Source organism: Leptothoe sp. ISB3NOV94-8A (genome assembly GCF_043421595.1).
In the GTDB taxonomy this organism is placed as follows: Bacteria; Cyanobacteriota; Cyanobacteriia; order Phormidesmidales; family Phormidesmidaceae; genus Leptothoe; species Leptothoe turfae.
This window is the reverse complement of sequence record NZ_JAXSQW010000001.1, coordinates 5,891,407-5,912,807: the sequence shown is the minus strand read 5'-3', so window position 1 is coordinate 5,912,807 and position 21,401 is coordinate 5,891,407. Positions and strand designations below refer to the sequence as shown.

18 protein-coding genes and 3 tRNA genes are annotated in these 21,401 nt (G+C 46.9%); 16 read left to right on the top strand and 5 right to left on the bottom strand.

The window, feature by feature from the left end:
- Positions 1–262 precede the first annotated feature (262 nt).
- The 4 genes from smc to ftsE all read left to right on the top strand — a co-directional run bounded on the left by smc (position 263) and on the right by ftsE (position 6,961).
- A complete protein-coding gene (gene smc, locus SPB21_RS25375) occupies positions 263–4,111 on the top strand; it encodes a chromosome segregation protein SMC (protein ID WP_499867988.1) in 3,849 nt (1,282 codons plus the stop codon).
- Positions 4,112–4,283: 172 nt separating this feature from the next.
- On the top strand, positions 4,284–5,096 hold the full coding sequence (locus SPB21_RS25370) for a PRC-barrel domain-containing protein (protein ID WP_499867987.1): 813 nt from the start codon (positions 4,284–4,286) through the stop codon (positions 5,094–5,096).
- A gap of 94 nt (positions 5,097–5,190) precedes the next feature.
- Entirely contained in the window at positions 5,191–5,949 is a 759-nt protein-coding gene (locus SPB21_RS25365) for a WecB/TagA/CpsF family glycosyltransferase (protein WP_499867986.1), read from the top strand.
- A gap of 193 nt (positions 5,950–6,142) precedes the next feature.
- Positions 6,143–6,961 carry a cell division ATP-binding protein FtsE gene (gene ftsE, locus SPB21_RS25360; RefSeq protein WP_163661207.1) on the top strand — a complete coding sequence of 273 codons (819 nt, stop codon included), beginning with the start codon at positions 6,143–6,145 and terminating at the stop codon, positions 6,959–6,961.
- On the opposite strand, the gene SPB21_RS25355 is transcribed toward ftsE, so the two are convergent.
- A complete protein-coding gene (locus SPB21_RS25355; RefSeq protein ID WP_499867985.1) occupies positions 6,958–7,353 on the bottom strand; it encodes a hypothetical protein in 396 nt (131 codons plus the stop codon). The two genes, ftsE and SPB21_RS25355, sit on opposite strands and share 4 nt — an antisense overlap.
- 16 nt (positions 7,354–7,369) lie before the next feature.
- On the bottom strand, positions 7,370–7,966 hold the full coding sequence (locus SPB21_RS25350) for a CPBP family intramembrane glutamic endopeptidase (RefSeq protein ID WP_431732010.1): 597 nt from the start codon (positions 7,964–7,966) through the stop codon (positions 7,370–7,372).
- A gap of 628 nt (positions 7,967–8,594) precedes the next feature.
- Here SPB21_RS25350 and SPB21_RS25345 point away from each other — a divergent pair.
- From SPB21_RS25345 to SPB21_RS25335, 3 genes are all read left to right on the top strand, one after another.
- Positions 8,595–8,876 (top strand): Npun_R1517 family heterocyst differentiation transcriptional regulator, encoded by a 282-nt coding sequence (locus SPB21_RS25345; protein WP_006517234.1) that lies wholly within the window; start codon positions 8,595–8,597, stop codon positions 8,874–8,876.
- A gap of 128 nt (positions 8,877–9,004) precedes the next feature.
- A tRNA-Glu gene (locus SPB21_RS25340) sits at positions 9,005–9,077 on the top strand.
- 254 nt (positions 9,078–9,331) lie between these two features.
- Entirely contained in the window at positions 9,332–9,976 is a 645-nt protein-coding gene (locus SPB21_RS25335) for a YdcF family protein (RefSeq protein ID WP_499867984.1), read from the top strand.
- Positions 9,977–10,045: 69 nt separating this feature from the next.
- Here SPB21_RS25335 and SPB21_RS25330 read toward each other — a convergent pair whose 3' ends face one another.
- Positions 10,046–10,618 (bottom strand): SRPBCC family protein, encoded by a 573-nt coding sequence (locus SPB21_RS25330; RefSeq protein WP_163703001.1) that lies wholly within the window; start codon positions 10,616–10,618, stop codon positions 10,046–10,048.
- Positions 10,619–11,241: 623 nt separating this feature from the next.
- Between SPB21_RS25330 and gshA the strand changes: the two genes are divergently transcribed.
- From gshA to SPB21_RS25300, 6 genes are all read left to right on the top strand, one after another.
- Positions 11,242–12,390 (top strand): glutamate--cysteine ligase, encoded by a 1,149-nt coding sequence (gene gshA / locus SPB21_RS25325; RefSeq protein WP_163661216.1) that lies wholly within the window; start codon positions 11,242–11,244, stop codon positions 12,388–12,390.
- A 254-nt stretch (positions 12,391–12,644) separates the two neighbouring features.
- Positions 12,645–13,118: a tRNA (cytidine(34)-2'-O)-methyltransferase gene (locus SPB21_RS25320; protein ID WP_163661743.1), complete on the top strand. Its 474-nt coding sequence runs from the start codon at positions 12,645–12,647 to the stop codon at positions 13,116–13,118.
- A 772-nt stretch (positions 13,119–13,890) separates the two neighbouring features.
- The gene (locus SPB21_RS25315; RefSeq protein ID WP_499867983.1) at positions 13,891–15,828 is read left to right on the top strand and encodes a peptidoglycan DD-metalloendopeptidase family protein; all 1,938 of its coding nucleotides are present in this window, start codon (positions 13,891–13,893) and stop codon (positions 15,826–15,828) included.
- A 207-nt stretch (positions 15,829–16,035) separates the two neighbouring features.
- Positions 16,036–16,107, top strand: a tRNA-Met gene (locus SPB21_RS25310).
- A 228-nt stretch (positions 16,108–16,335) separates the two neighbouring features.
- Positions 16,336–16,941, top strand: coding sequence for a peroxiredoxin (locus SPB21_RS25305; protein WP_163661220.1), 606 nt, complete (start codon positions 16,336–16,338; stop codon positions 16,939–16,941).
- 52 nt (positions 16,942–16,993) lie between these two features.
- Entirely contained in the window at positions 16,994–17,557 is a 564-nt protein-coding gene (locus SPB21_RS25300; RefSeq protein ID WP_499057105.1) for a peroxiredoxin family protein, read from the top strand.
- A 21-nt stretch (positions 17,558–17,578) separates the two neighbouring features.
- Here SPB21_RS25300 and SPB21_RS25295 read toward each other — a convergent pair.
- Both SPB21_RS25295 and alr read right to left on the bottom strand, forming a co-directional pair.
- Positions 17,579–17,667 (bottom strand) — tRNA-Ser (locus tag SPB21_RS25295).
- A 15-nt stretch (positions 17,668–17,682) separates the two neighbouring features.
- Positions 17,683–18,885 carry an alanine racemase gene (alr, locus tag SPB21_RS25290; protein ID WP_499867982.1) on the bottom strand — a complete coding sequence of 401 codons (1,203 nt, stop codon included), beginning with the start codon at positions 18,883–18,885 and terminating at the stop codon, positions 17,683–17,685.
- A 108-nt stretch (positions 18,886–18,993) separates the two neighbouring features.
- Here alr and SPB21_RS25285 point away from each other — a divergent pair, with 108 nt between their 5' ends.
- From SPB21_RS25285 to sixA, 3 genes are all read left to right on the top strand, one after another.
- Complete coding sequence (locus tag SPB21_RS25285; RefSeq protein WP_163661226.1) at positions 18,994–19,497, top strand: HNH endonuclease; 504 nt, start codon at positions 18,994–18,996, stop codon at positions 19,495–19,497.
- 56 nt (positions 19,498–19,553) lie between these two features.
- Entirely contained in the window at positions 19,554–20,723 is a 1,170-nt protein-coding gene (locus SPB21_RS25280; protein ID WP_499867981.1) for a DHH family phosphoesterase, read from the top strand.
- 119 nt (positions 20,724–20,842) lie between these two features.
- Entirely contained in the window at positions 20,843–21,358 is a 516-nt protein-coding gene (gene sixA / locus SPB21_RS25275) for a phosphohistidine phosphatase SixA (RefSeq protein ID WP_499867980.1), read from the top strand.
- Positions 21,359–21,401 lie beyond the last annotated feature (43 nt).

The window sequence follows — 21,401 nt, the reverse complement described above, 5'->3', positions numbered from 1 at the left end:
ACGAATGCTGGAAATTGGATAAGGTTATCTTGCGATTTCAACAAAATCTGGCAAACTATAGTCTGGCTAAATAAATAATCCGCTTTACACATTCCTGGCTAGATTATTTTAGCTTCTTGGATTGCCCCACCAAGTCTTGCTGTTTGGAGAGCCATCGTTCTTTACAGCAGTTGTTGATCCCCCCATTGCACTGGCTGTACATGGAACGCAAATGTTATGGTCTAAGTACACTTGTACGCACTAGTTCGAGTGCGTTTGCTTTGTGCATGTAAAGCGAGTTGAACTCTCCCACTTTAAATCTTTTGGAGGTACGACTCAGGTCCCTCTGTTACCGGGTTTTACCGTTATTTCTGGACCCAATGGTTCGGGAAAGTCGAACATCCTTGATGCACTTCTATTCTGCTTAGGGTTAGCCAGTTCTAAGGGTATGCGAGCTGAGCGCTTGCCAGATCTGGTTAATCAAAATCATGCCAGTCGACGCTCCACATCAGAAGCCAGCGTCACAGTCACATTTGACATCAGCGATATCCCGCCAGAACTTTTAAGTGATGACGACAGTAATCCTCAAGATCGGCAGAAGGAAGAGGAAGAAAGTGGCATCCATGACAACTCAGATACAGCAGCGAATTCGGTAGAGGTAGAGACCACAAATCCAGAGCAGGAAGCTCAAGAGCCTAATGATACAGAAGGTCCTGAAACAAATTTAGAACCAGACATCAACGCTACCGATAATGGGGGCTCGACAGATCCAACCTTATCGGTAGCGTCAACCACAACTCCAGCTCATCAGAATGGTGCCGAAGCCAATGGGCAGGCCAGTAATGCTAGTGCTCCTGATAATGTGGTTCCGTTACCGCGAGAATGGAGCGTGACTCGTCGCCTGCGGGTCACAGCCCAAGGCACTTACACATCAAATTATTTTATTGATGGCCAGCCCTGCACCCTGACTGAGTTGCATGAACAGTTACAACGATTTCGCATCTATCCTGAAGGCTACAACGTAGTCCTACAGGGGGACGTTACCAGCATCATCTCGATGAAGGGGCGCGAGCGTCGAGAAATTATCGATGAACTGGCAGGGGTGGCATCATTTGATCGGAAAATTGACCAGGCAAAGCTCAAGCTTGATATGGTGCGGGAACGTGAAGAACGCTTTCGCATTGTGGAGCGAGAATTAATCGACCAACTAGAACGGCTTGATCAAGATCGTAAAAAGGCTGAAAAGTATAAGCAACTCAAAGCGACACTCCAGGAAAAGACCCAGTGGCAAGCGGTTTTAGGGTGGCGTCAACAACAGGAACAAGCTGATAATTTAGAGCGCCAGATTAGCCAAGGCAAGGAAAAGGCTACTAAATTGGCTGAACAGCGCCTCACGCTGGTCAAGTTAATTGAAACCACTGCCGCTGAACTAGATGTACTTAATACCAAGGTCAAAGCTCTGGGCGAAGATGAGCATTTAGCACTGCAGTCTAAACTTGCTACGCAAGAGGCGGAGTTGCGGCAGCTTGAACGTCAGAAGCAGAGCCTCAGCCAATCGACACGGGAGCTAGCCGCTAAACTTCAAGCCACCCAGGTTGAGTTACAACAGCGCAGTCAAGAGTTAGAGTCCCTGGGTCAGCAGCTGAGTGTTCTCACCACTAATGAGATCGTGCAGCTGCAAGCTGAGCGCGATCGGGCAGCTCAGGCGGTGGAGGAAAGCCGAGAAGCTACGAGTGCGATCGCAACTGCCTCCCAAGCCTGGGTCGAATCTCAAACAAACCTACGTCGCGAAGTAGAAGCGCTGCTCAAAGCACTGGAACCTCAGCGCGCTGAACAGGTACGACTACAGGAACGCCTAAATCAACTGCAGAGCCAGATCACGGCTCAAACCACTGCAATTCAGAACCTGGAAGCTGAGCTCAGCGCTACCCCTCAAACCGCAGACCCTGAGCTCTCCAACACAGAAACGAAAATTCAGACCCTAGCGCAGGCTGTAGCAACAGCTGAACAGGAGCTTAAGACCCACCGCGAAACCCGTGACCGATTACTACGGGAACAACGAGAACAGCAGCGAGAGTTAGACAAGCTGGAAGCCCAGGAGCAGGCACTCCAAGAAACCCGTGGGACCCAGGCTACGGAAGTTTTGATTAACAGCGGTCTGACCGGTATTTGCGGTCTAGTGGCCCAATTGGGGCGTGTAGATCCTAAATATCAAACCGCGCTAGAAATTGCCGCTGGAGCAAGATTGGGTTATTTGGTCGTTGAACATGACGGCGTTGCCGCCCGAGGCATCGACATTCTTAAACGCAAGCGCGCTGGTCGAGCCACCTTCTTACCGCTGAACTCTATCCGCGCACCTCGGGGGCAAAGGTTAGGGCGATGGGAACGCCCCGATGGCTTTATCGACTACGCTGTCGACCTGATTGAATGCGATGACATGTACCGAGAAGTGTTTGCCTTTGTCTTTGGCAACACCACTGTTTTTGAGCGTCTCGACGATGCGCGCCGCCATCTCGGAAAGTTTCGCATGGTCACCCTGGATGGTGAAGTGTTAGAAAGCAGCGGCGCGATGACCGGCGGTAGCCTGCGGCGTCAGGGTCGACTACATTTTGGCACGGTTGAAGCTGGAGAGTCTGAAGAAGCGAAAGCCTTACGAGAACGGCTGCACGAAATTGAGCGGATTTTAGTGAGTTGCGATCGCGCCCTTGCCCAGGCCGATGCCACGGTCAAAGCCCAATCTCAGACATTGATCGAAACCCGCCAAAGCTACCGCGAACAGCAATTACAAAACACCCAAACCCAGCAACAGCAACAGCAACTACAGCAACGTCTAGAAAAAGCACAGCAGCAGCGACAGCAATATCAATCTGAATATGCCGCTGCCCAGCAGCGTTTGCAGCAGTTGGAAACCGCTCTTCCTGAACAGGAAGGACAACTGATACAAAAGCGCCAAGAACTGACGGCTTTAGAGGAATCCCAAACCCATAGCGAATGGCAACAGGCCCAGGGTAAAGTGCGAGCCTTAGAAGCCGAACTGACAGAGCGTCAACAGCTATTACAAATCGCCCAGCAGCGACAGAACGAACTAGAGGCTCAACGCCAACGCTTACAGGAGAAAATTCAAACCAACCAGCAAAGCCTTGCACAAGGCCGTCAACAGCAACAGGGTCAAATTAATCAACAGACAGAGATTAATAAGCAGCAAGCAGAGCTGAAGCAGGAGATTATTGCTACCCAAGCAGCCCTGGCCGAGCTAGATAAGACTTTGGCAGGTGAGAAGGCGGAACGCGATCGCAAAGAACATCAACTACGGGAACAACGCAACCAGCTACAGCAGCTAGAGTGGCAGCAACAAAAACTCAGCGAAACTCAGCAAGAGCGACAGCAGCAGCTCAACGAGCTACAGATAGCCATCGAAACCAAACAGGCTGAACTCCCAAGCCCGCTGCCTGAGATCCCTGAAGACCTGACGTTAGAAACGTTGCAAAAACAGCTCAAGTCCCTGCAGCGTCGCCTTGAGGCTATGGAGCCAGTCAATATGCTAGCCCTTGAGGAATATGAACGCACTCAAGAACGTTTGGAAGAACTAACCAATAAGCTCACCACCCTGGAAGAAGAGCGTACAGAGTTATTACTGCGTATTGAAAACTTCACCACTCTGCGTCGTCACGCATTCCAAGAAGCATTTGAAGCGGTCAACAAAAACTTCCAAGCCATTTTCGCGCAACTCTCCGATGGAGATGGCTATCTGCAGCTCGACGATCCCCAAGATCCCTTTAATGGTGGATTAAATCTAGTTGCCCACCCCAAGGGCAAGCCCGTTCGTCGGCTCGCGTCCATGTCGGGTGGAGAAAAATCCCTCACTGCCCTCAGTTTTATCTTCGCCCTACAACGCTATCGTCCCTCCCCCTTCTATGCCTTTGACGAGGTGGACATGTTCCTAGACGGTGCCAACGTCGAACGCCTTTCCAAAATGATTCGTCACCAGGCACAACAGGCACAATTTATGGTCGTTAGTCTTCGACGCCCCATGATCGAGTCTGCCGAGCGCACCATCGGCGTAACTCAAGCTAGAGGAGCCTACACGCAGGTACTGGGGATTAACCTGCAGCGAGCCTCCGCCGGAGGGTAAATAGATTTGTAGAGGCGTTCCATGGGACGCCTCTACAAATCCAATACGGTTTCACACACTGTCAAAAAATCGATGTATAGGGTGTAATGTGATGAAGCACGCTTCTGTCAATTAAGAAACATGCACGCTGGTTAAGCAGACCCTATAGACACCACACAGTAGACCCCAAACGATGAGTTTTGAGCAAAGTCGGCTGCGTTCCGACATGATTGGCACCCAAGTGATTACCCGTTCTACAGGCCGTCGTCTGGGGGTAGTGAGTCAACTGTGGGTAGATATAGACCGAGGTCGAGGTGAAGGTGGCGAAGTGGTTGCTTTGGGACTACGGGATAACATCCTATCTAAAGTGGTGTCTGGGCCAGAACAGATCATGTTGCTGAGCAGCATTCGTCAAATTGGCGATGTCATCTTAGTTGATGATGATTCAGTCATCGAGGATGACATTAGTGTGGCCAACTATACCAATCTGGTCAAAAGCGAAGTCATCACTGAGTCAGGTGAAGGTCTGGGCCGTGTCCGTGGCTTCAAATTTGATGTGGTCAGTGGCAAACTGCTATCCCTTGTGATTGCGTCCATGGGATTACCCCAGATTCCAGACCAGGTGATTAGTTCTTACGAGCTACCTGTTGAAGAGATTGTGAGCACTGGGCCAGACCGCATTATTGTTTTTGAAGGTTCAGAGGAAAAACTGAAACAGATCAGCGTCGGGCTCCTAGAACGTCTTGGCTTAGGCTCAGCCCCCTGGGAACGAGAGGATGATGGCTATATCATGCCCACATCTGCCAGCAATCAATTGCCCTCAGGGCTCAAACAAGAAGCTCCCGCCCCTCGTCGTGAAGCGGCACCACCTCAACGGCTGGAGCTTGAACAACACTCCCGTCCTCCCATGGAACAGGCCATCCCGGAAGAGGAGCCATATCAAGCCCAACCTTTAAACATTCCTCAAAAGAAAAAAGTCATCGAATACGAAGAAGAAGATTTCTAGGGGAGATAGCAGGATAACTCTTGCCATTTTTGGGCAAACCGATATACGGTATGCGTGGCATTATTCCATCGAATCGTTTCCTCGTTTTGAGTCCATGGTATCCACTCCCGCGCCTGTTATTGGCCCACTCAAACAGCTATCTGTTATGGGCTTACCGGTACATCAAAGTACCGATTATGTAGGCTGGCTCATGGAGCACCTGCGTTCAGGTGGTGGTGGCCATGTCGTTACCCTGAATGCAGAAATGTGTATTCAGGCAGAGGCCAATGCTGATTTACAGCAAATCATTCAAAATGCCACGCTGGTAATTCCTGATGGAGCAGGCGTTAAGCTGTATTTTCAGTGGGTTCAACGCCATCCTCTAAAACGTTACCCCGGCATCGAATTTGCTGTGGACGTATTGAAAAAACTCCACGCCACAGAAACTGTCGTCTTTTATGGCGGTTCGCCTGGCATGGCAACAACAGCGGCTGAACATTGGCAACGACTGTTCCCTGCCTTGAATATTGCGATCGCGCAGCATGGCTATCTATCGGAAACAGAGCAGTTAGGATTTCAGCATCAACTTCAGGAATTACAGCCCAGTGTGATCTTTGTAGGCTTGGGGGTCCCCCGCCAAGAACTATGGATTGCAAACCACCGTCAGCTCTGCCCCAACGCAATTTGGGTCGGTGTTGGTGGCAGCTTTGACATCTGGGCAGGGAAGAAGCGACGAGCTCCTCGTTGGATGTGCAACAACAATCTTGAGTGGCTTTACCGACTCTATCAAGAACCCTGGCGTTGGCGGAGAATGCTGGCCTTACCTAAGTTTGTATTCCGTTCTATAGGCTATGACTTAGGTCGACGAGTGTGAGGCCCAAGATCATTGCCAAAATTAATTGTTAAGGGGCGCTCTATAGAATGCCCCTTAACAATTCACCGAAACAATCCAATAAAAGTTGTCAAGGGACTGGACATTTGTCCCATTACCTATATCCTTGTACAGAGACAAAAGTACTGCCCATGCATTGCAAGTAAGCTCTGTCCCCATTCAACGCAAAGCCCCTATGACATCCGCCGTGACTCCGCCCAAGACACAATACCCTCGCCGTCGTCGTCCGGATGCACAATCTAGGCGTAATGCAGCCTTTCAGGCGACATCGGCAACATTGCAAGGAACTCAGCAACCACAGCAGACTAAAACTGACAGTGCCCATCCCCCCCTGGTCACCTTGACTGGCGTTAACAAAGTCTACGATAACGGCAGTCAAGCGCTACGGAATATTAACCTCCAGATCAAACGGGGCGATTTTCTATTTGTGACTGGGCCTTCGGGGGCTGGCAAATCCACCTTACTCAAATTGCTCTATGGCCAAGAGCGGGCCACATCAGGCAAGATTCTGGTGGATGACAAAGACCTGGCTAAACTGCGAGGAAACCGGCTGGCCATGTTACGTCGGCGCATCGGTATTGTCTTTCAGGACTATAAGCTCATTCCTCGCCGCACCGTTGCAGAGAATGTATCCTTTGTACTTTGGGCACAGGGCTATAGCCGTAGGGAAATCAATCGCCGTTTACGACCCACTCTACGAATGGTTGGCCTGCAACATAAAGCTAGCTGCTTTCCAGATCAGCTCTCTGGAGGAGAGCAACAACGGGTTAGCATTGCCCGTGCAGTGGTCAGCACCCCCCCTTTGCTACTGGCCGACGAACCCACTGGCAACTTGGATGGAGATAATTCCCGCCAAGTGATTAAAATTTTAGAAAAGCTCAACTCTATTGGCATTACGGTGATTGTTACCACCCATGATGAACAGCTAGTACGCTCATCAAACCATCCGGTGGTCCAAATTAAAGACGGGCGTTTAACCTATGTGAGACATTAAACCGCTCTGAAGTTAGGGTGTGTGCGCACAACATTAGCCTCAAAGTCTTGAATCCAAGCCACCCAGGCTTCTTCGATCTGTGGACGTTCTTGAGGCAAAGCACGCTTAATTAAGACGGCAATATAACTGCGATCGCAACAAATCAGAACGATATTGCCAACCTTAGTACGAATCATGGCATGACTAAACATCGACAACCCCATAGTTGATGCTATCAACTGCTGTAGCCCCAAAGATTGAAAGACTAGCTGAATCCATTCAGTATCTTCGTGCTGCGGCGTAATGAAATAATCGCGAGGTAGTCCAGTAGCATCGAACACGGCCAATCCCAGTATTTGGTCAATATCAGGTAAACCAACCGACTTCAATGGCTGCGGGTTTGAGGTAGACACCAAAATCCAAAACTTTTTAATGGGTAGCTAAATCAGAAGCTTTGAGCTTCCAAACTAAACTAGACACCATGTTAGTGAATACATGGGCAATTACTGGCACTAATAGGTTTTGGCTCGCTATAGCACTGTAGCCTAATATTCCACCGACGCAAGTGGCCCACAACATATACGGCCACTGCCGCAAATCGCTCATATGTAGTAACCCAAAACAAAGACTCGACAGTGCTAAGGCTGCTAAATTTGCGCCAAAGGCCGGTAACATCACTCCCCGAAACAGCAGTTCTTCACTAATACCAGGCAGTAAGCCTAACCAGAGTACATCTGGCAAAGCCAGAGGTTTTAGAATGTACTCCAAGTAAACTTCGGCACTATGTCGATACCTCGGCCACGCCCAATAGAGTATGGCGCTAACCAGGGTGATACCCATCCCCAAAAGCACCCCTAGCCCAATCGGATAAATACCCAACTGACTGGGTAACTGTTCTACTGAATCAAACAAGAGCCAAAAGCGAGCAATGACAAACAGTACAAGGGCTGTTGCCGCGATCGCAACTAGCACTTGAGTACGTGTCAAAGGCTCCATACTTGAATTAGGTGGGGCAGGCTGATTCAAAAGCGCATCGGCAAAATTATGCCGCACTGACAAACGATACTATCTTACGCTGTCCGAGGTCGCTAGCATATCGGCAAATCTATACATCCTGAATCACATTATTACTAAGCGTATATAGGTTCCCACGATCTGTTAGAGGCAGATGGGAGCTGACGCTCAGGGAAAAGGCAACCATCGTTTTTCAGGTAAATTGAACAATGTTTGATTGAAATCAGACATATTGATATATCCCTTAAAAATCACAAACAAAAAAACAATCAAACAACCATCAAAATCCATTTAAAACACATAGATTAGAAATCAATAGAACTCAATATAAAAACTCAAGACAACCGTCAGAGGGCTTTCAAAAAAAGCTTTTCAGCCCTAGAAGTAATCTATATTCCTAGACAAGATTGATTTTTATAAGTCGGTCAAAATCAATGCGCTTAACTATTTTTTATTTTTTTAATAAACTCCAAACACCAACAACTGAAAGCCGTTAGTAAATGTAGAAAACTGGGATTCATTTAAATATCTACCATTGAAGACAACATTGGCGATTAGCACATCAGACAAACTTGATAACAAGACATCATATGAACCTTGTCTAGATTTTGTATTTTAACCACACACCTCAACTGAACTGATGGGAATGTCCTTTGACCTACCTGCCCAAAACAACAGCGTCAATATATACGAGTGTGAGGTCCGGCTAAAGTTTCGCATTATTGAAGATCAGCTTGCTATCGACGAACGTGATAGTAGTGCACTGATAGAAGCTTTAGTGGATGCCTACACCTATGGTGATGATGACTATTTGGAATCTTTGGAATCTCAAATAGATATTCATCAAATAAAAGCCTTAGAGGCCTCTCCGGAAATGCGACGCCAGCTTATCCGTTTACGTAATTCCCGTAAATTAGCGTAACCCCCTCTTAAAGAAAGACATTACAGGCGAAATAGAGCAGCATAAAAAAAATCCCAATAGACGTTTGACATTTATTCCCTCAGATTTGTATATTTATAAAGGCCAACGCGGTCACGCAAGGGCAACACGCCCCCATCGTCTAGAGGCCTAGGACACCTCCCTTTCACGGAGGCGACGGGGATTCGAATTCCCCTGGGGGTATAAAAGAAAAAGGATGTGCCAAAAACTTTATTGACGCATCCTTTTTCTTTGTTTTGTTTACATATGCAACAAATTATTAATTATTAGGATAAGGGTCATACCATAGCTCCCCTCCCCACATGGATTGCCCCAATTGCACAAGTCCCTCAATTCAAAAGCACAAAGCTAAGTTTAAACGTCGCCATACTTACCATTGTCAAACTTGTCAGAACGTTTTTCATTCCCCAGCCAACAACAAATTCATATTGTGGATAGTGGCCGTTTTAGCGACCCTTGGATTATCTCCTTGGTGGATCAATAAAACCCTACAAACTATAATTGCTCGCCCAGACACTGGTGAGTCAGCCGATGCCATTGTTGTACTCGGTCGAGGGCCACAATATTCTGAATATAGAACAACTGCAGCTGTGCAACTATGGCAAGAAGAACGGGCTCCGTTGTTTTTTGTCAGCGGCGTCACGGATGCTCCAGTAATCATAGATTTAGCGAAGGATATGGGAATACCCACCGCTAGTATTAGTGGTGAAGCCTGCTCCCGCAGTACGTGGGAAAATGCATTTTATACTGAGATGCTGATGCCGCCCATCGAGACCTCAGCGGATAAACCAAAGATATTACTCGTGACGGACGATCTGCACATTGCACGGGCAACGATGGTTTATCGTAGCTTTGGCTTTGAAGTGGTACCTTATCCAGTCAAGGTTAAGTCTTCGATGTGGCGTCGACATATCTTGAGAGAATTTCTTGCCAAGCTTTACTATGCCAAATCAGGTTGGTTAAATGCCCCAACAGCAGAGCAATACCAAGCGGCTCAAGTAGAGGCAAAGTCTAGAATCCCAGATTGGAATTGTCTAATGACAGAGGAACAAAGGGAACGGTTACCAACGCTTGATCTCTAAAAACAAAATAAGCGGCCCACTAGCTTCCCTGAGGCAGTGGGCGTTTAGGCGCTCTTAAAAGCTACGCTGTTAGGCAAATTGCTCTGTGGTGCGATCGCAAATTGCCATCAGATTTTGCGTTAGATTATGGCAAATATGATGCTCAATCAACTGAACAGGCATCGCCAAAGGTGGCTGAACCATTAGTTCATAGGACAAAATAGTCGCAGTCTGCTCCCCTAAAAGGGCAGGTTGCAAGGTCCACTTACCGATGAACTTCTTAAAGTCACCTTCCACCATCGAAAATCCTATTTCTCGGGGGAAATGCTCCGTCATATCCAAAATGACACGCGCACAAAACTTGAAGTTGAGAAAACATTGAGCCCCAATTTGCTCTAACCGGATACCACCATCAGATCGCGGTAATAAGCGGCTACTAGTCAAATTAGGGACAAAATCTGAAAGCTTTTCATAATCGGTCAAAATTTTCCATACCTGCTCAAGTGAGCGTGGAATCGCGACGGATGCCACAATTTTGCGCTGTCGAGGGGCAAACTTTTCAGTTTTGACACTTACTCGCTGACAGGCATCATCACTAAGACGAATCACAGAATCGTCATCCATCGCTGCATCAGAAGTAAACGCTAAAATATCCCGATTCACAGTAAACCAAACCCGTAAAACAGCAGATGTGTAACTAGGTATGTATTCCTAGTAGCTTAACCTATCTATCCTTGATAATTACATCTACAAAAGAAAAACCTTCTTTGAAGAGTGGCTCCGAAAGCTCAAACATTCAACCGCTGCATTACCCCATATATCTCATCTATATATATAGATGGATCTCATATATATAGATGCTTGGGCTACAACAAAGACTGTCCTTGGTAGAATACCCAGCCAAAGAGCAAGTATCCACCTGCTATCCAAGCAAAACCCTATGTTCTCAACTACAGCATCAATTACATCCGCACCGAAAAACCTACAGGTTATTTATATAGATAATAGATAGTGCCATCTAGATAAATAGCTATCTATTCGACTTCCCCTCTGCATATCTATGGACGTTTCCTTCCCATGTACTCTCCGTATATATGATGCTCAATTTTGTTGTCACTATGTATAGGACATAGGACACATCGATTAGGGCCACATTCCCCACATCAAATCAGCTCTAACCAACAAAGCCCATTACAAAGCATCCGCTCCAGTCAACTCTTCAGCCTTTAAGATGGACAGGTGCAATTATTGCGACAACTGCAATCTGCCTACATCGGAGTAACATCGTGCTGCTGTCAAAAGGGTTTGAAGTCGAAATGTATACTGGCCACACCGATGGCACAATCATCGGTCTGTCAGACAAAATTGTTAAATCCCTGAGCGGATTTGTTCGCGAGCCAGATAGTCGTAACGTTGAATACACGACCCCTCCATTGCAGCACTATGATCAGTTACTCTGTGAACTCGTTACGCCCCGGCGACGGTTGAGGCAGTTTCTCAAAACTCTTGACCCCAGCTATACCATTCTTCCTGGGAGCACCTTAGCTACTGGCAATAGCCAGATTTTCTATCGTTCTGATCCGAAAAATCCTTACCATGCCTACATTGAGCAAACCTACGGAACCAATGTAGTTACTGCCAGTATCCATATCAATCTGGGTATTAGCGATCCTGAAGTATTAATGCGAGCTTGTCGGCTCATTCGGGTTGAAGCCCCTTTAATTCTTGCCTTGAGTGCATCGTCCCCTTTCCTCGACAACCAAGTGACCGGCTATCACTCTAGTCGCTGGCATGTATTTCCCCAGACGCCTAGTCATGTCCCTCTCTTTGAGAGCCATGCGCACTTCATTAAATGGACAGAAGAACAGCTCAAACTAGGCACCATGAAAAACGTTCGTCACCTTTGGAACTCTGTACGCCCCAATGGAGACTGCCGCCCCTATAAACTCAATCGCCTCGAAGTTAGAATTTCAGACCTGGTAACTGACCCAATTCACTTATTGGCAATCACAGCTCTCCTAGAATCACGTATTCTCCAACTACAGCAAGATCCAAATTTGGATCCCCTCGTCTCTAGCCAACTGCCTAGTCACAATCGTCATGACGATTTGCTCTCAATTACTGAAGCCAATGAAAAAGCTGTGGCAAAAGCCAGTCTAGATGCAGAGTTACAACATTGGTACGATGGCCAGCCCATTAATACCACTGATTGGATCACACAGATTTATAACGAAGTCCTACCCATTGCGAAAGCTCAAGGTATTGCTTGTTTTCTGACACCTATCAAACAAATCCTAAGGGAAGGCAACCAGGCGCAGAATTGGCTCAAACAAGTAGACACTGGTCTGGATGTTGCTCAAGTAATGGCCCAAACCATTCAAATTATGGAACGTCAGGAGCAAGCGTTACAAAGCGATTTATGTCAGCCAGTTTAGGCTCCAATCCCCCATAATCATCTACCTGGTTCTATAAAAACCTAGAGTTATAGCTTAATAGCCAATCGATTAGTCAATGCTATGGAGCGCTAGCAACATTAGATTTTTCATAGGTCAGGACATAAAAAAATGCCTACGTCCAAGAAGTGAGATCGATTGATTAGTAACTCCTATATAAAGGCGATGCAAAATAGGCATCTGGGTATAAAAAAGCCCAGGAAAAATAATCAATTGCACCACATAGAGTTATGTCAATGCCCAAAATTGTCCTTGTTAACCCAGAAATTCCACCAAATACAGGTAATATTGCCCGCACATGTGCCGCAACGGCCACTGAACTACATTTAGTAGAACCCCTGGGATTTGAACTCAGTGATCGATATCTCAAGCGAGCGGGCTTAGATTACTGGCCTCACGTTAATTTGCAAGTACATCCAGATCTAAATAGTTTTGGGCAATATCAACAGCAAATAGGTGGCCGTCTCATTGGTTTTACGACCAAAAGCACATATAGCTACATAGAGATTAAGTATCAAGAAGACGATTGGCTATTATTTGGTAGCGAGAGTGAAGGACTCCCTCGATCACTGCTAGAGACCTGTGAGCAAACTGCCAAAATCCCCATGCTGCACGATAGCGTCCGTAGTCTTAATCTTTCAGTAAGTGCCGCCATTGGGCTTTTCGAGGCCTTACGACAGCTTAATTACTTATCGTCTCCCACTGCTTAGGTACAGAAATAGAGAGAGAGAGAGATTGCACATCTAGTTGTCATAGCCAATCAGACTATATATCTATGGGTTCATAGATATATAGAGCTCATTTCAGGGAGAATAACTGCCAAGTCATAGGGAATTTACTGCCAGGTCTAAGAGCTGCAATCTCATATGAGCAAGGTGCGGCAAGGCTCAGAGTGGAGTGTAAAACAACTTCTTCTCCTGTATTGCCCTGCTTCAAGACAGTCATTTCAGATACAAATCAACCATTCCTGCGATAAAAATTTTCTATAGCGCTACAGTCATCACAAAGGTCCAATCCAGATCAAGTTCCCGAAAGAACTGGGAATCCTAGAAAATAAGACTATTGGGAGCATTTATACCTAACAAATCGCGGGCAAGGCTCTTAGGCACACTTTGTGCCGTCAATACTTTCTAAGGTGATATCACTAGAATCGCTTAAACGCTTTTCTACAAAAGGATTCGCAGAATTCCGGAAAGCAGTCCTAACGCCTTATTGAGATAAAAATCCATCGCAAATTCAATTTCATGTTGATTTTGGAGAATACGATGGAACTTGTTTGGTACAGGATTGATCTTTTGATTAAGTCGTGTAAACTTGCCTAAGTTGGGTACGAAAGGTGCTCACTTGCTATGGGCATTTTTGCTCTGTGCACGTGCCTCATCTACCTGATTCAACTTGTAGTCAACGGCCTACTATCGGGCAACTGCATAGGGACAAGTTGGTTTCGAACAGTTGAACGCCGGTCATTTAGGAGGTTATTCCTTGAAACGAGCAAATTTTCAGGAGCCCAAGTCTGAAGTAAGTCATTCATGTTTCTCCGACATGGATACTGTTTCTGAGCAAGCTCCGTCTGGAAACGCTGGCAGATCAAAGTCTGCCGCTATGCTGGGACTTGCACTCTCATTTGGTGCATCTGGAGTTTTATTCGCTGATAGTGAAGCAACTGCAGCGGTTGGATCTTTTGCGATCGCAACGTCAGCAAATTCAAGCGAATCACCCCAGTTGCCATCTATGCTCCACGGCCATTCGGAGCAACCTGTAATGAATGGTCATGCTGTATATCACACGGTTCAACAAGGAGATAGCCTTTGGCAGATTGCCCAAGAGCACCATGTTGAAGTTCAGGATATCAAGCTGGCAAACCGCATATCCCCTGACACAACACTTCAGGTGGGTCAAGTGATTAAGGTTCCCAATGAGGAATCAGTTCAGCCGACCCTAGTTTCTCTACTACCAGGGGCCCAGAAAAATTCGGGTGACCAAGCTCAAGCACCTAATCTAGAGCGTTTGGTAGCAGGTATTTCAAGTGTTGATAGAAGTTCCACACAGTCTGAGCTGGTAAACGAGGTTGATGAACCAGCCGTTGTTGCCTCCGAAGAGTTAACTGGTGATGTCTCTCTACGCTCAGCTGGCATAGTGTCCCATTCTGATGGGTTTCAAGCTGATCTCAAGCAGTTGGCATCTAATAGTCAGGTATCTAGCGATCAATCTACAATGATTGACAGCTCGGCAACTGAATTACAGTCATCCCCAGGCGATGCAGCAAAACTTTTAAATTTTGAAGAAGCCACCGATACGGCATTCAACAGTTATGAAGTTCGTCCTGGTGACACCGTTGAGGATATTGCGCTCTCATTGGGCACAACGTCTGAGAGTTTAGTTGCAACAAATAGCTTAGAAGATCCTGACTTCATTGTGGCAGGAGATACTCTAGATGTTCCTGAAGAGGTTGCCAATGAGTTAATCATCTCTGAAGCAGCTTCTTCCATTACACAATCTTCTCCTGAATTAACGGCATCATCTTCCCTAAGCGATTTTGATGGCACCCATCTAGGTCGCCTACAGTCAACGGTTGAGAATCGTATTAATGGGTCTTCAACCCTACAGCGCTTACGTGGTGGTCAAGGTGGTTCTGTTATATCCCAGCCCCACCTTGTTAGTGAAGAGATTGAAGACACAATTGAATCCGTCACTGTTGAAGATCCATATACCGCTGACCTCCTGGCTGACGTGAATTCAGCGCAAGAGTTGGCCCCAGAGCTGAGCACATCGTTAGAGTCCGATAATGAAATTGCCTTAAAGCAATCGTTGCCGGTAGCTGATGATGTTGTAGTCAACCCACAGTTTCCTGGGAATCGTTTGGAAGCTAGAGCAACTTCTGATATCAGTTCCACTCAAAATTCTGAATTATTAGCAGCTGCCCCTCTTGATCCAAGCGTTTACGTCTCTCCTTCTAGCCCTGCCACAGGTCAAGTTGTTTCCCCTGAAATGCCTATACTGCCGTCGGCAGATGAGTATCTCCCAGAAACACCTGATTACTTCAACGGCTACATTTGGCCAGCTCGTGGCATCCTGACATCCGGCTATGGTTGGCGCTGGGGCCGTATGCATCGTGGCATTGATATTGCCGGTCCTGTTGGCACTCCAATTGTTTCTGCTGCTGATGGTGTTGTTGAAAGAGCGGGTTGGAATTCTGGCGGTTATGGCAACTTAGTTGACGTTCGTCATGCCGACGGCAGCTTGACTCGTTATGCCCACAACAGCCGCATTACGGTTAGACAAGGCCAGCGGGTGGCTCAGGGTCAGCACATCGCCGACATGGGAAGTACGGGTTATAGCACTGGTCCTCACTTGCATTTCGAGGTTCATCTACCAGACCGTGGCACTGTGAATCCGATGGCAATGCTGCCCAACCGTTAAGACGAATTAGCTAGCGTTAAGATTTTGAGCAAGCCTTGTCTTACCATCAGTAAGATAAGGCTTATCTTTTTACAACGACACGTAGAGCTGACAAACCTTGCTTATCCTGCTTGGGAAAAAGACTAGTAAGTGCTGCAATTCTCTACGTAGTTTCTTGACATTTCGTGATAGATTTAATTAGTTGCTGTATGTAAAGCAACTTGAACTGGCTCAGTAGCTCAGTGGTAGAGCAGGGGACTCATAAGCCCTTGGTCACGTGTTCAAATCACGTCTGAGCCATTTTTATTTTCTTATTTGATATATCGCGGTAGTCTAAAGAGGCTACGCTCACTTGATACGCTCTTTGTTAGAGAGTCCCTACCAAGTAAGCCAAACCGATGCGCTGGTTTTCGGGGAATTTAATGTTGTTTACATTCTGCTCTGCGCTTTGAGTAGTCTCCGGTAGCTGAGCAATAGGCCCGTATTGCTGGTATGTTAGTTAACTAGATTTTTGTTGGAGACAAACGGATGAGTACCCCGGTGGAAGGATGCCTGCGTGTTGGTCAGCCTGCTCCTGATTTCACTGCAACAGCCGTAGTTGATCAAGAGTTTAAGACGATTAAACTCTCTGACTACCGTGGTCAGTACGTTGTACTCTTTTTCTATCCACTAGATTTCACCTTTGTTTGCCCTACTGAGATTACAGCTTTTAGTGACCGTTACGATGAATTCACGGCTCTCAATACAGAAGTATTAGGGGCCTCAGTGGATAGTGAGTTTTCTCATTTGGCTTGGATTCAGACAGAGCGTAAAGCGGGTGGCTTGGGAGATTTGTCCTATCCCCTGGTCTCCGATATCAAGAAAGAGCTTAGCGCTGCTTACAATGTACTAGAGCCCGAAGCTGGTGTTGCCCTGCGCGGTTTGTTCATCATTGATAAGGATGGAATTGTGCAGCACTCTACCATCAATAACCTTTCCTTTGGCCGTAGCGTCGATGAAACATTGCGAGTTTTACAAGCAATTCAGCATGTACAATCACACCCTGATGAAGTGTGTCCAGCAGGATGGACGCCAGGCGAAAAAACGATGACGCCTGATCCTGTGAAGTCCAAAGAGTTTTTTGCTTCGATTTAGGTGCATCGTCCAACCGACAGCTAACCGTTTTCATCTCACCTTTTAGGTATCAATGACTGCAGCTTTCAAACTGACCTCCACGGATTTTCGAGGGGTCATTAGTCAGCGTTTTTTTAGGAATTTTTTACCGCTACCTGCATTTAGCAAGTTTCGAGTAGGCCAGACTCTGCCTGATTTTGATCTACCCATGGTGGGGCAAAGAGCGTCTATTAAACTTTCTAGCTATCGCCAAAAATCAGTGGTCGTTCTGGCGTTTACACGTATCTTTACCGAAAAACAGTACTGTCCCTTCTGCTATCCACACATTATGTCGATGGTCGAAACCTACAAAAAGTTTGACCAGCTAGGTGCGGAAGTGCTCATGATCACTAGCACTGACATGCGTCAAAGTAAAATCGTGCACAGGGATCTGGGGCTGGAGATGCCACTTTTAGTAGATTCTAGCTGCAGTATTTTTCGCCAATATGGTACGGGCCAGGCGTTGGGGGCACCTTTACCGGCACAATTTGTAGTAGATCGCTCAGGACGTCTCACATTTCAGCACTTATTTTCATTTGCTCATCCAAACGCAAGCTCAGAGCGTTTGCTGTGGGCTGTCCACAACGCGAGCCATTAGGTTGAAGTTACCAGATTAAAACGGAGAGGGAGGGATTCGAACCCTCGATAGAGCTTACGCCCTATAACTCCTTAGCAGGGAGCCGCTTTCAACCACTCAGCCACCTCTCCAAGGTCAGAGCTGCATTATAACAAGCTATCTTCAGCGGGGTAAAGCCTTCTAGTGCGATTTCTTGTCATAATTCTTGGCAACCGATGTTTAAAGCTACATAGAATCTCCCAAGAAATCGTCCCAATACGATTGGCCCAATCATCTGCAGTGATTTGGTGGGAGGTAGAATTTCCAAGCAATGTGACGATGTCGCCTTCCGTCAGACCATGGATATCTGACACATCTAACATCAGTTGATCCATCGTGATAGCACCCACCTGGCCAACAGGCTGATCATCAATCAACACAGTCAGCTGGTTGGATAATTGACGAGGAATACCATCGGCATAACCAATACCTACAACGGCAATGGTCATTGGGCGTTTAGCCACAAAACGATGCCCATAGCTAATGCCTGCACCAGCAGAAATTTTCTTGATATGGGTAATACGCGCTTTAACCTCTAAGGCTGGTTGCAAGTTAAGCAACGACTGTAAATGCGGTGCTGGTGCCAAGCCATATAGCCCCAAACCCACGCGCACCATATCGTACTGCAAGGCATCGGCATCGGTGAGGGTAGCTGCTGTATTCGCTAAATGCAGGCGTGCAGGGAGTTGATTATGCATTTCAAGGGTTGCGATCGCACGCTCAAAACGCTCATGCTGACGTCGCATTTCCGTCGGATCCGGTTCATCAGCTGTTGCAAAATGGGAATACATACTTGTTATCTGTAACGCAGGCAGCCCACTAACAAACTCCACAAACTCCAATGCCCGCTGCCAATCAAACCCAAGCCGCGACATCCCCGTATCTAATTTGATATGTACTGGCAAGGGCAAACAAGCATCGCTTAACGCTGTCGCAAACACAAGCGCCTGTTTAGGTGTGACGATTGTAGGTTGCAACTGCCAGCGAGCTAGCGCCCTTACCTCCTCAGCATCATGCAAGGCACCCATCACCAAAATAGGTGCGGTTAAACCCGCTTGCCGTAGTTCAATGCCTTCAGGCACGGTTGCTACACCTAACCATGTCGCCCCTGCCGCCAAAGCAGTCCGAGCCACTGCAATTGCACCATGACCATAGGCATCAGCTTTCACTACAGCCATTAGATCAGTTGTGGGCCGTAATAATGAACGAAACTGGCGCACATTATGGTGGATTGCCTCCAAATTAATCTCCACCCAAGCCCGCGAACATCGCATGGCTGCAACACTTGGGGTATCTTCCCACCTCAGCATGTTGCATCTCCTTTACTGAAAAAGCACACCACGGCCACAGTATCGCAAGAACCAAGGCATTCAAGCGACCTGTGTTAGTATCAAATCACAAGTTTTATATGAACCTCAATGAGCAAGGTTCTAGTCTTAAATGCCTCTTATGAGCCCTTGAACATCACAAGTTGGCGACGTGCCATTGTGCTGATTATTAAGGGCAAGGCCGAAACTGTGGAACATAATGGTCGCTCGATATACGCGAATTTTCCTCTACCCACAGTTATTCGACTGCGTCACTACGTTCGCATTCCCTACAAAGAAATCCCCTTAACTCGTCGGAATCTGCTTTATCGCGATAATCATACCTGCCAATACTGTGGCTATGCAGGTGATGGCCTGACGCTAGACCATGTGATCCCTCGTTCTCGCGGTGGAAAAGAAGTATGGGAAAACATGGTATCAGCATGTGTACGTTGCAACGTCAAAAAAGGTAATCGAACTCCAAAAGAGGCTAGAATGCCTCTGCGGATTACACCGCGTAAGCCCCACAGCAGCCTTTACTTTGAAATTGCTCGCCACACGCGTGGAGATGCCCATCAGGAATGGCGTAAATATGTCATTGGCCTTACCGGTTAATTGACCGAACATTCCCCCACTGCTCTCCTCTGATTTCAACCTAATTCTTTCTGTGAATGGCCTCCCAAGACGCATTGCTTAAATCTTCTAATCACACGAGTTATAGGCCAAACGTGGATTTCAGCGATGGCCCCGCAGCGTCATTACGCCATTTGCTCATTACCCATGCTGGTAGCCGACAGCTGGTTTTAATTCAAGATTTTCCAGATCCCGATGCCCTGTCTTCAGCCTGGGCATATCGATTGATTGCAGCTACTTACGATGTCGATTGCGATATTTTTTATTCAGGTACCCTTAGCCATCAAGAAAATATTGCTTTAGTTAAACTAACTAACCTTCCCGCTAAACGCTGGCCCAGCAAAAAAAAACCGGATTTATCCCAGTATGCAGGCTATGTATTAGTTGACACCCAGGGCACTACTAGCCAGTTATTAGAACAGGTCAACACCGCAGGAGTACCTCTTTTAGTTGTGATTGACCACCATACGCTCCAGGGTAAAACCAAGGCAGAATTTTCTGATATTCGCCCAGAGGCTCGGGCAACCGCTACGATTTTGACCCAGTATCTCCAGGCAGGGCTGTTAGATCTCGACCGTAGCAATAGCAAACACGTTAAGTGTGCTACGGCCTTAATGCACGGTTTACGTTCAGATACAGGACAATTAATGCAGGCTGCAGAAGCAGACTTTATGGCAGCTGCTTACCTTAGTCAGTATTGCGATGCCCAATTACTAAGTGCCATTCTCCAAGCCTCCCGCTCTAAACGAGCCATGGATGTCATTGAACGATCGCTGCGTAATCGCAATATTCAAAACAGTGTCTCAATTTCAGGTGTGGGCTACCTGCGATACGAAGACCGTGATGCAATCCCTCAAGCCACAGACTTTCTGCTTACCGAAGAAGACGTTCATACAGCCGTCGTCTATGGCATTGTCCACGATGAGGACGATGAACGAGAAGTCGTTATTGGCTCCTTACGCACCAGTAAAATCACCCTTGACCCGGATGAGTTTATTAAAGAAGCCTTTGGACACGACGACCAAGGACGCTTTTTTGGCGGTGGTCGCTCTATGGCGGGAGGGTTTGAAGTACCTGTAGGCTTCTTATCTGGCTTTTATGAAAATGGCGCTTACAATCGATTGAAATGGGAAGTATTTGATGTGCAGATTAAGCAAAAGCTCATGAAATTGATTAACCCAAAAGACGGGGTTATGAATCCAGATTAAATTTACGTAGCGCTTAAAAACTGAGCATGGCTGATCCTCAGGATGGTTTTATCTGTCAAATTTAGGCTGTTAGAAAGTTTTACCGATCAATCCATCCTCTAAATCAGTAACGGCAAAAAATGGAATTGTCTTCTAAATATGCAACTCAGGTGTACTTTATTCGCCATGGCATTGCAGCCGAACGAGGTACCTATGTTGATGACCATCAGCGCCCTTTAGTTGATAAAGGCATTCAGAAAACCCAGAAGATTGCTCAAAGACTTGTGAGCCTTGGGTTGCATTTTGACATGTTGCTCACCAGTCCGTTGGTACGGGCAGTCCAAACTGCAAAGATCCTATGTGAAGCAAAGCTTGCCTTGGACTATCAGCTATTTCCTCCACTGGCTCCCGAGGGCTGTTTACAGCATTGGTTAAGTTGGTTGGAAAGTTGGCAGTCAGAGGTTCCTAAGAGCCTGGCACTAGTTGGCCACAAACCGGACCTTAGCCAATGGGCACAGCAATTGGTTCAAGGAAATAGCAATGATCGCTGGGTCTTTAAAAAAGCAGGTATCATCGGACTGACCTTGCCTGATGCACAAAGCGCCATTGGTAATAGTCAGCTATTTTGGCTAGCTCCACCTCGCCTAATTTTGTAATGAGCAGACGATTACTCTGTGGCGTAAGTTTGCCTACTATCAA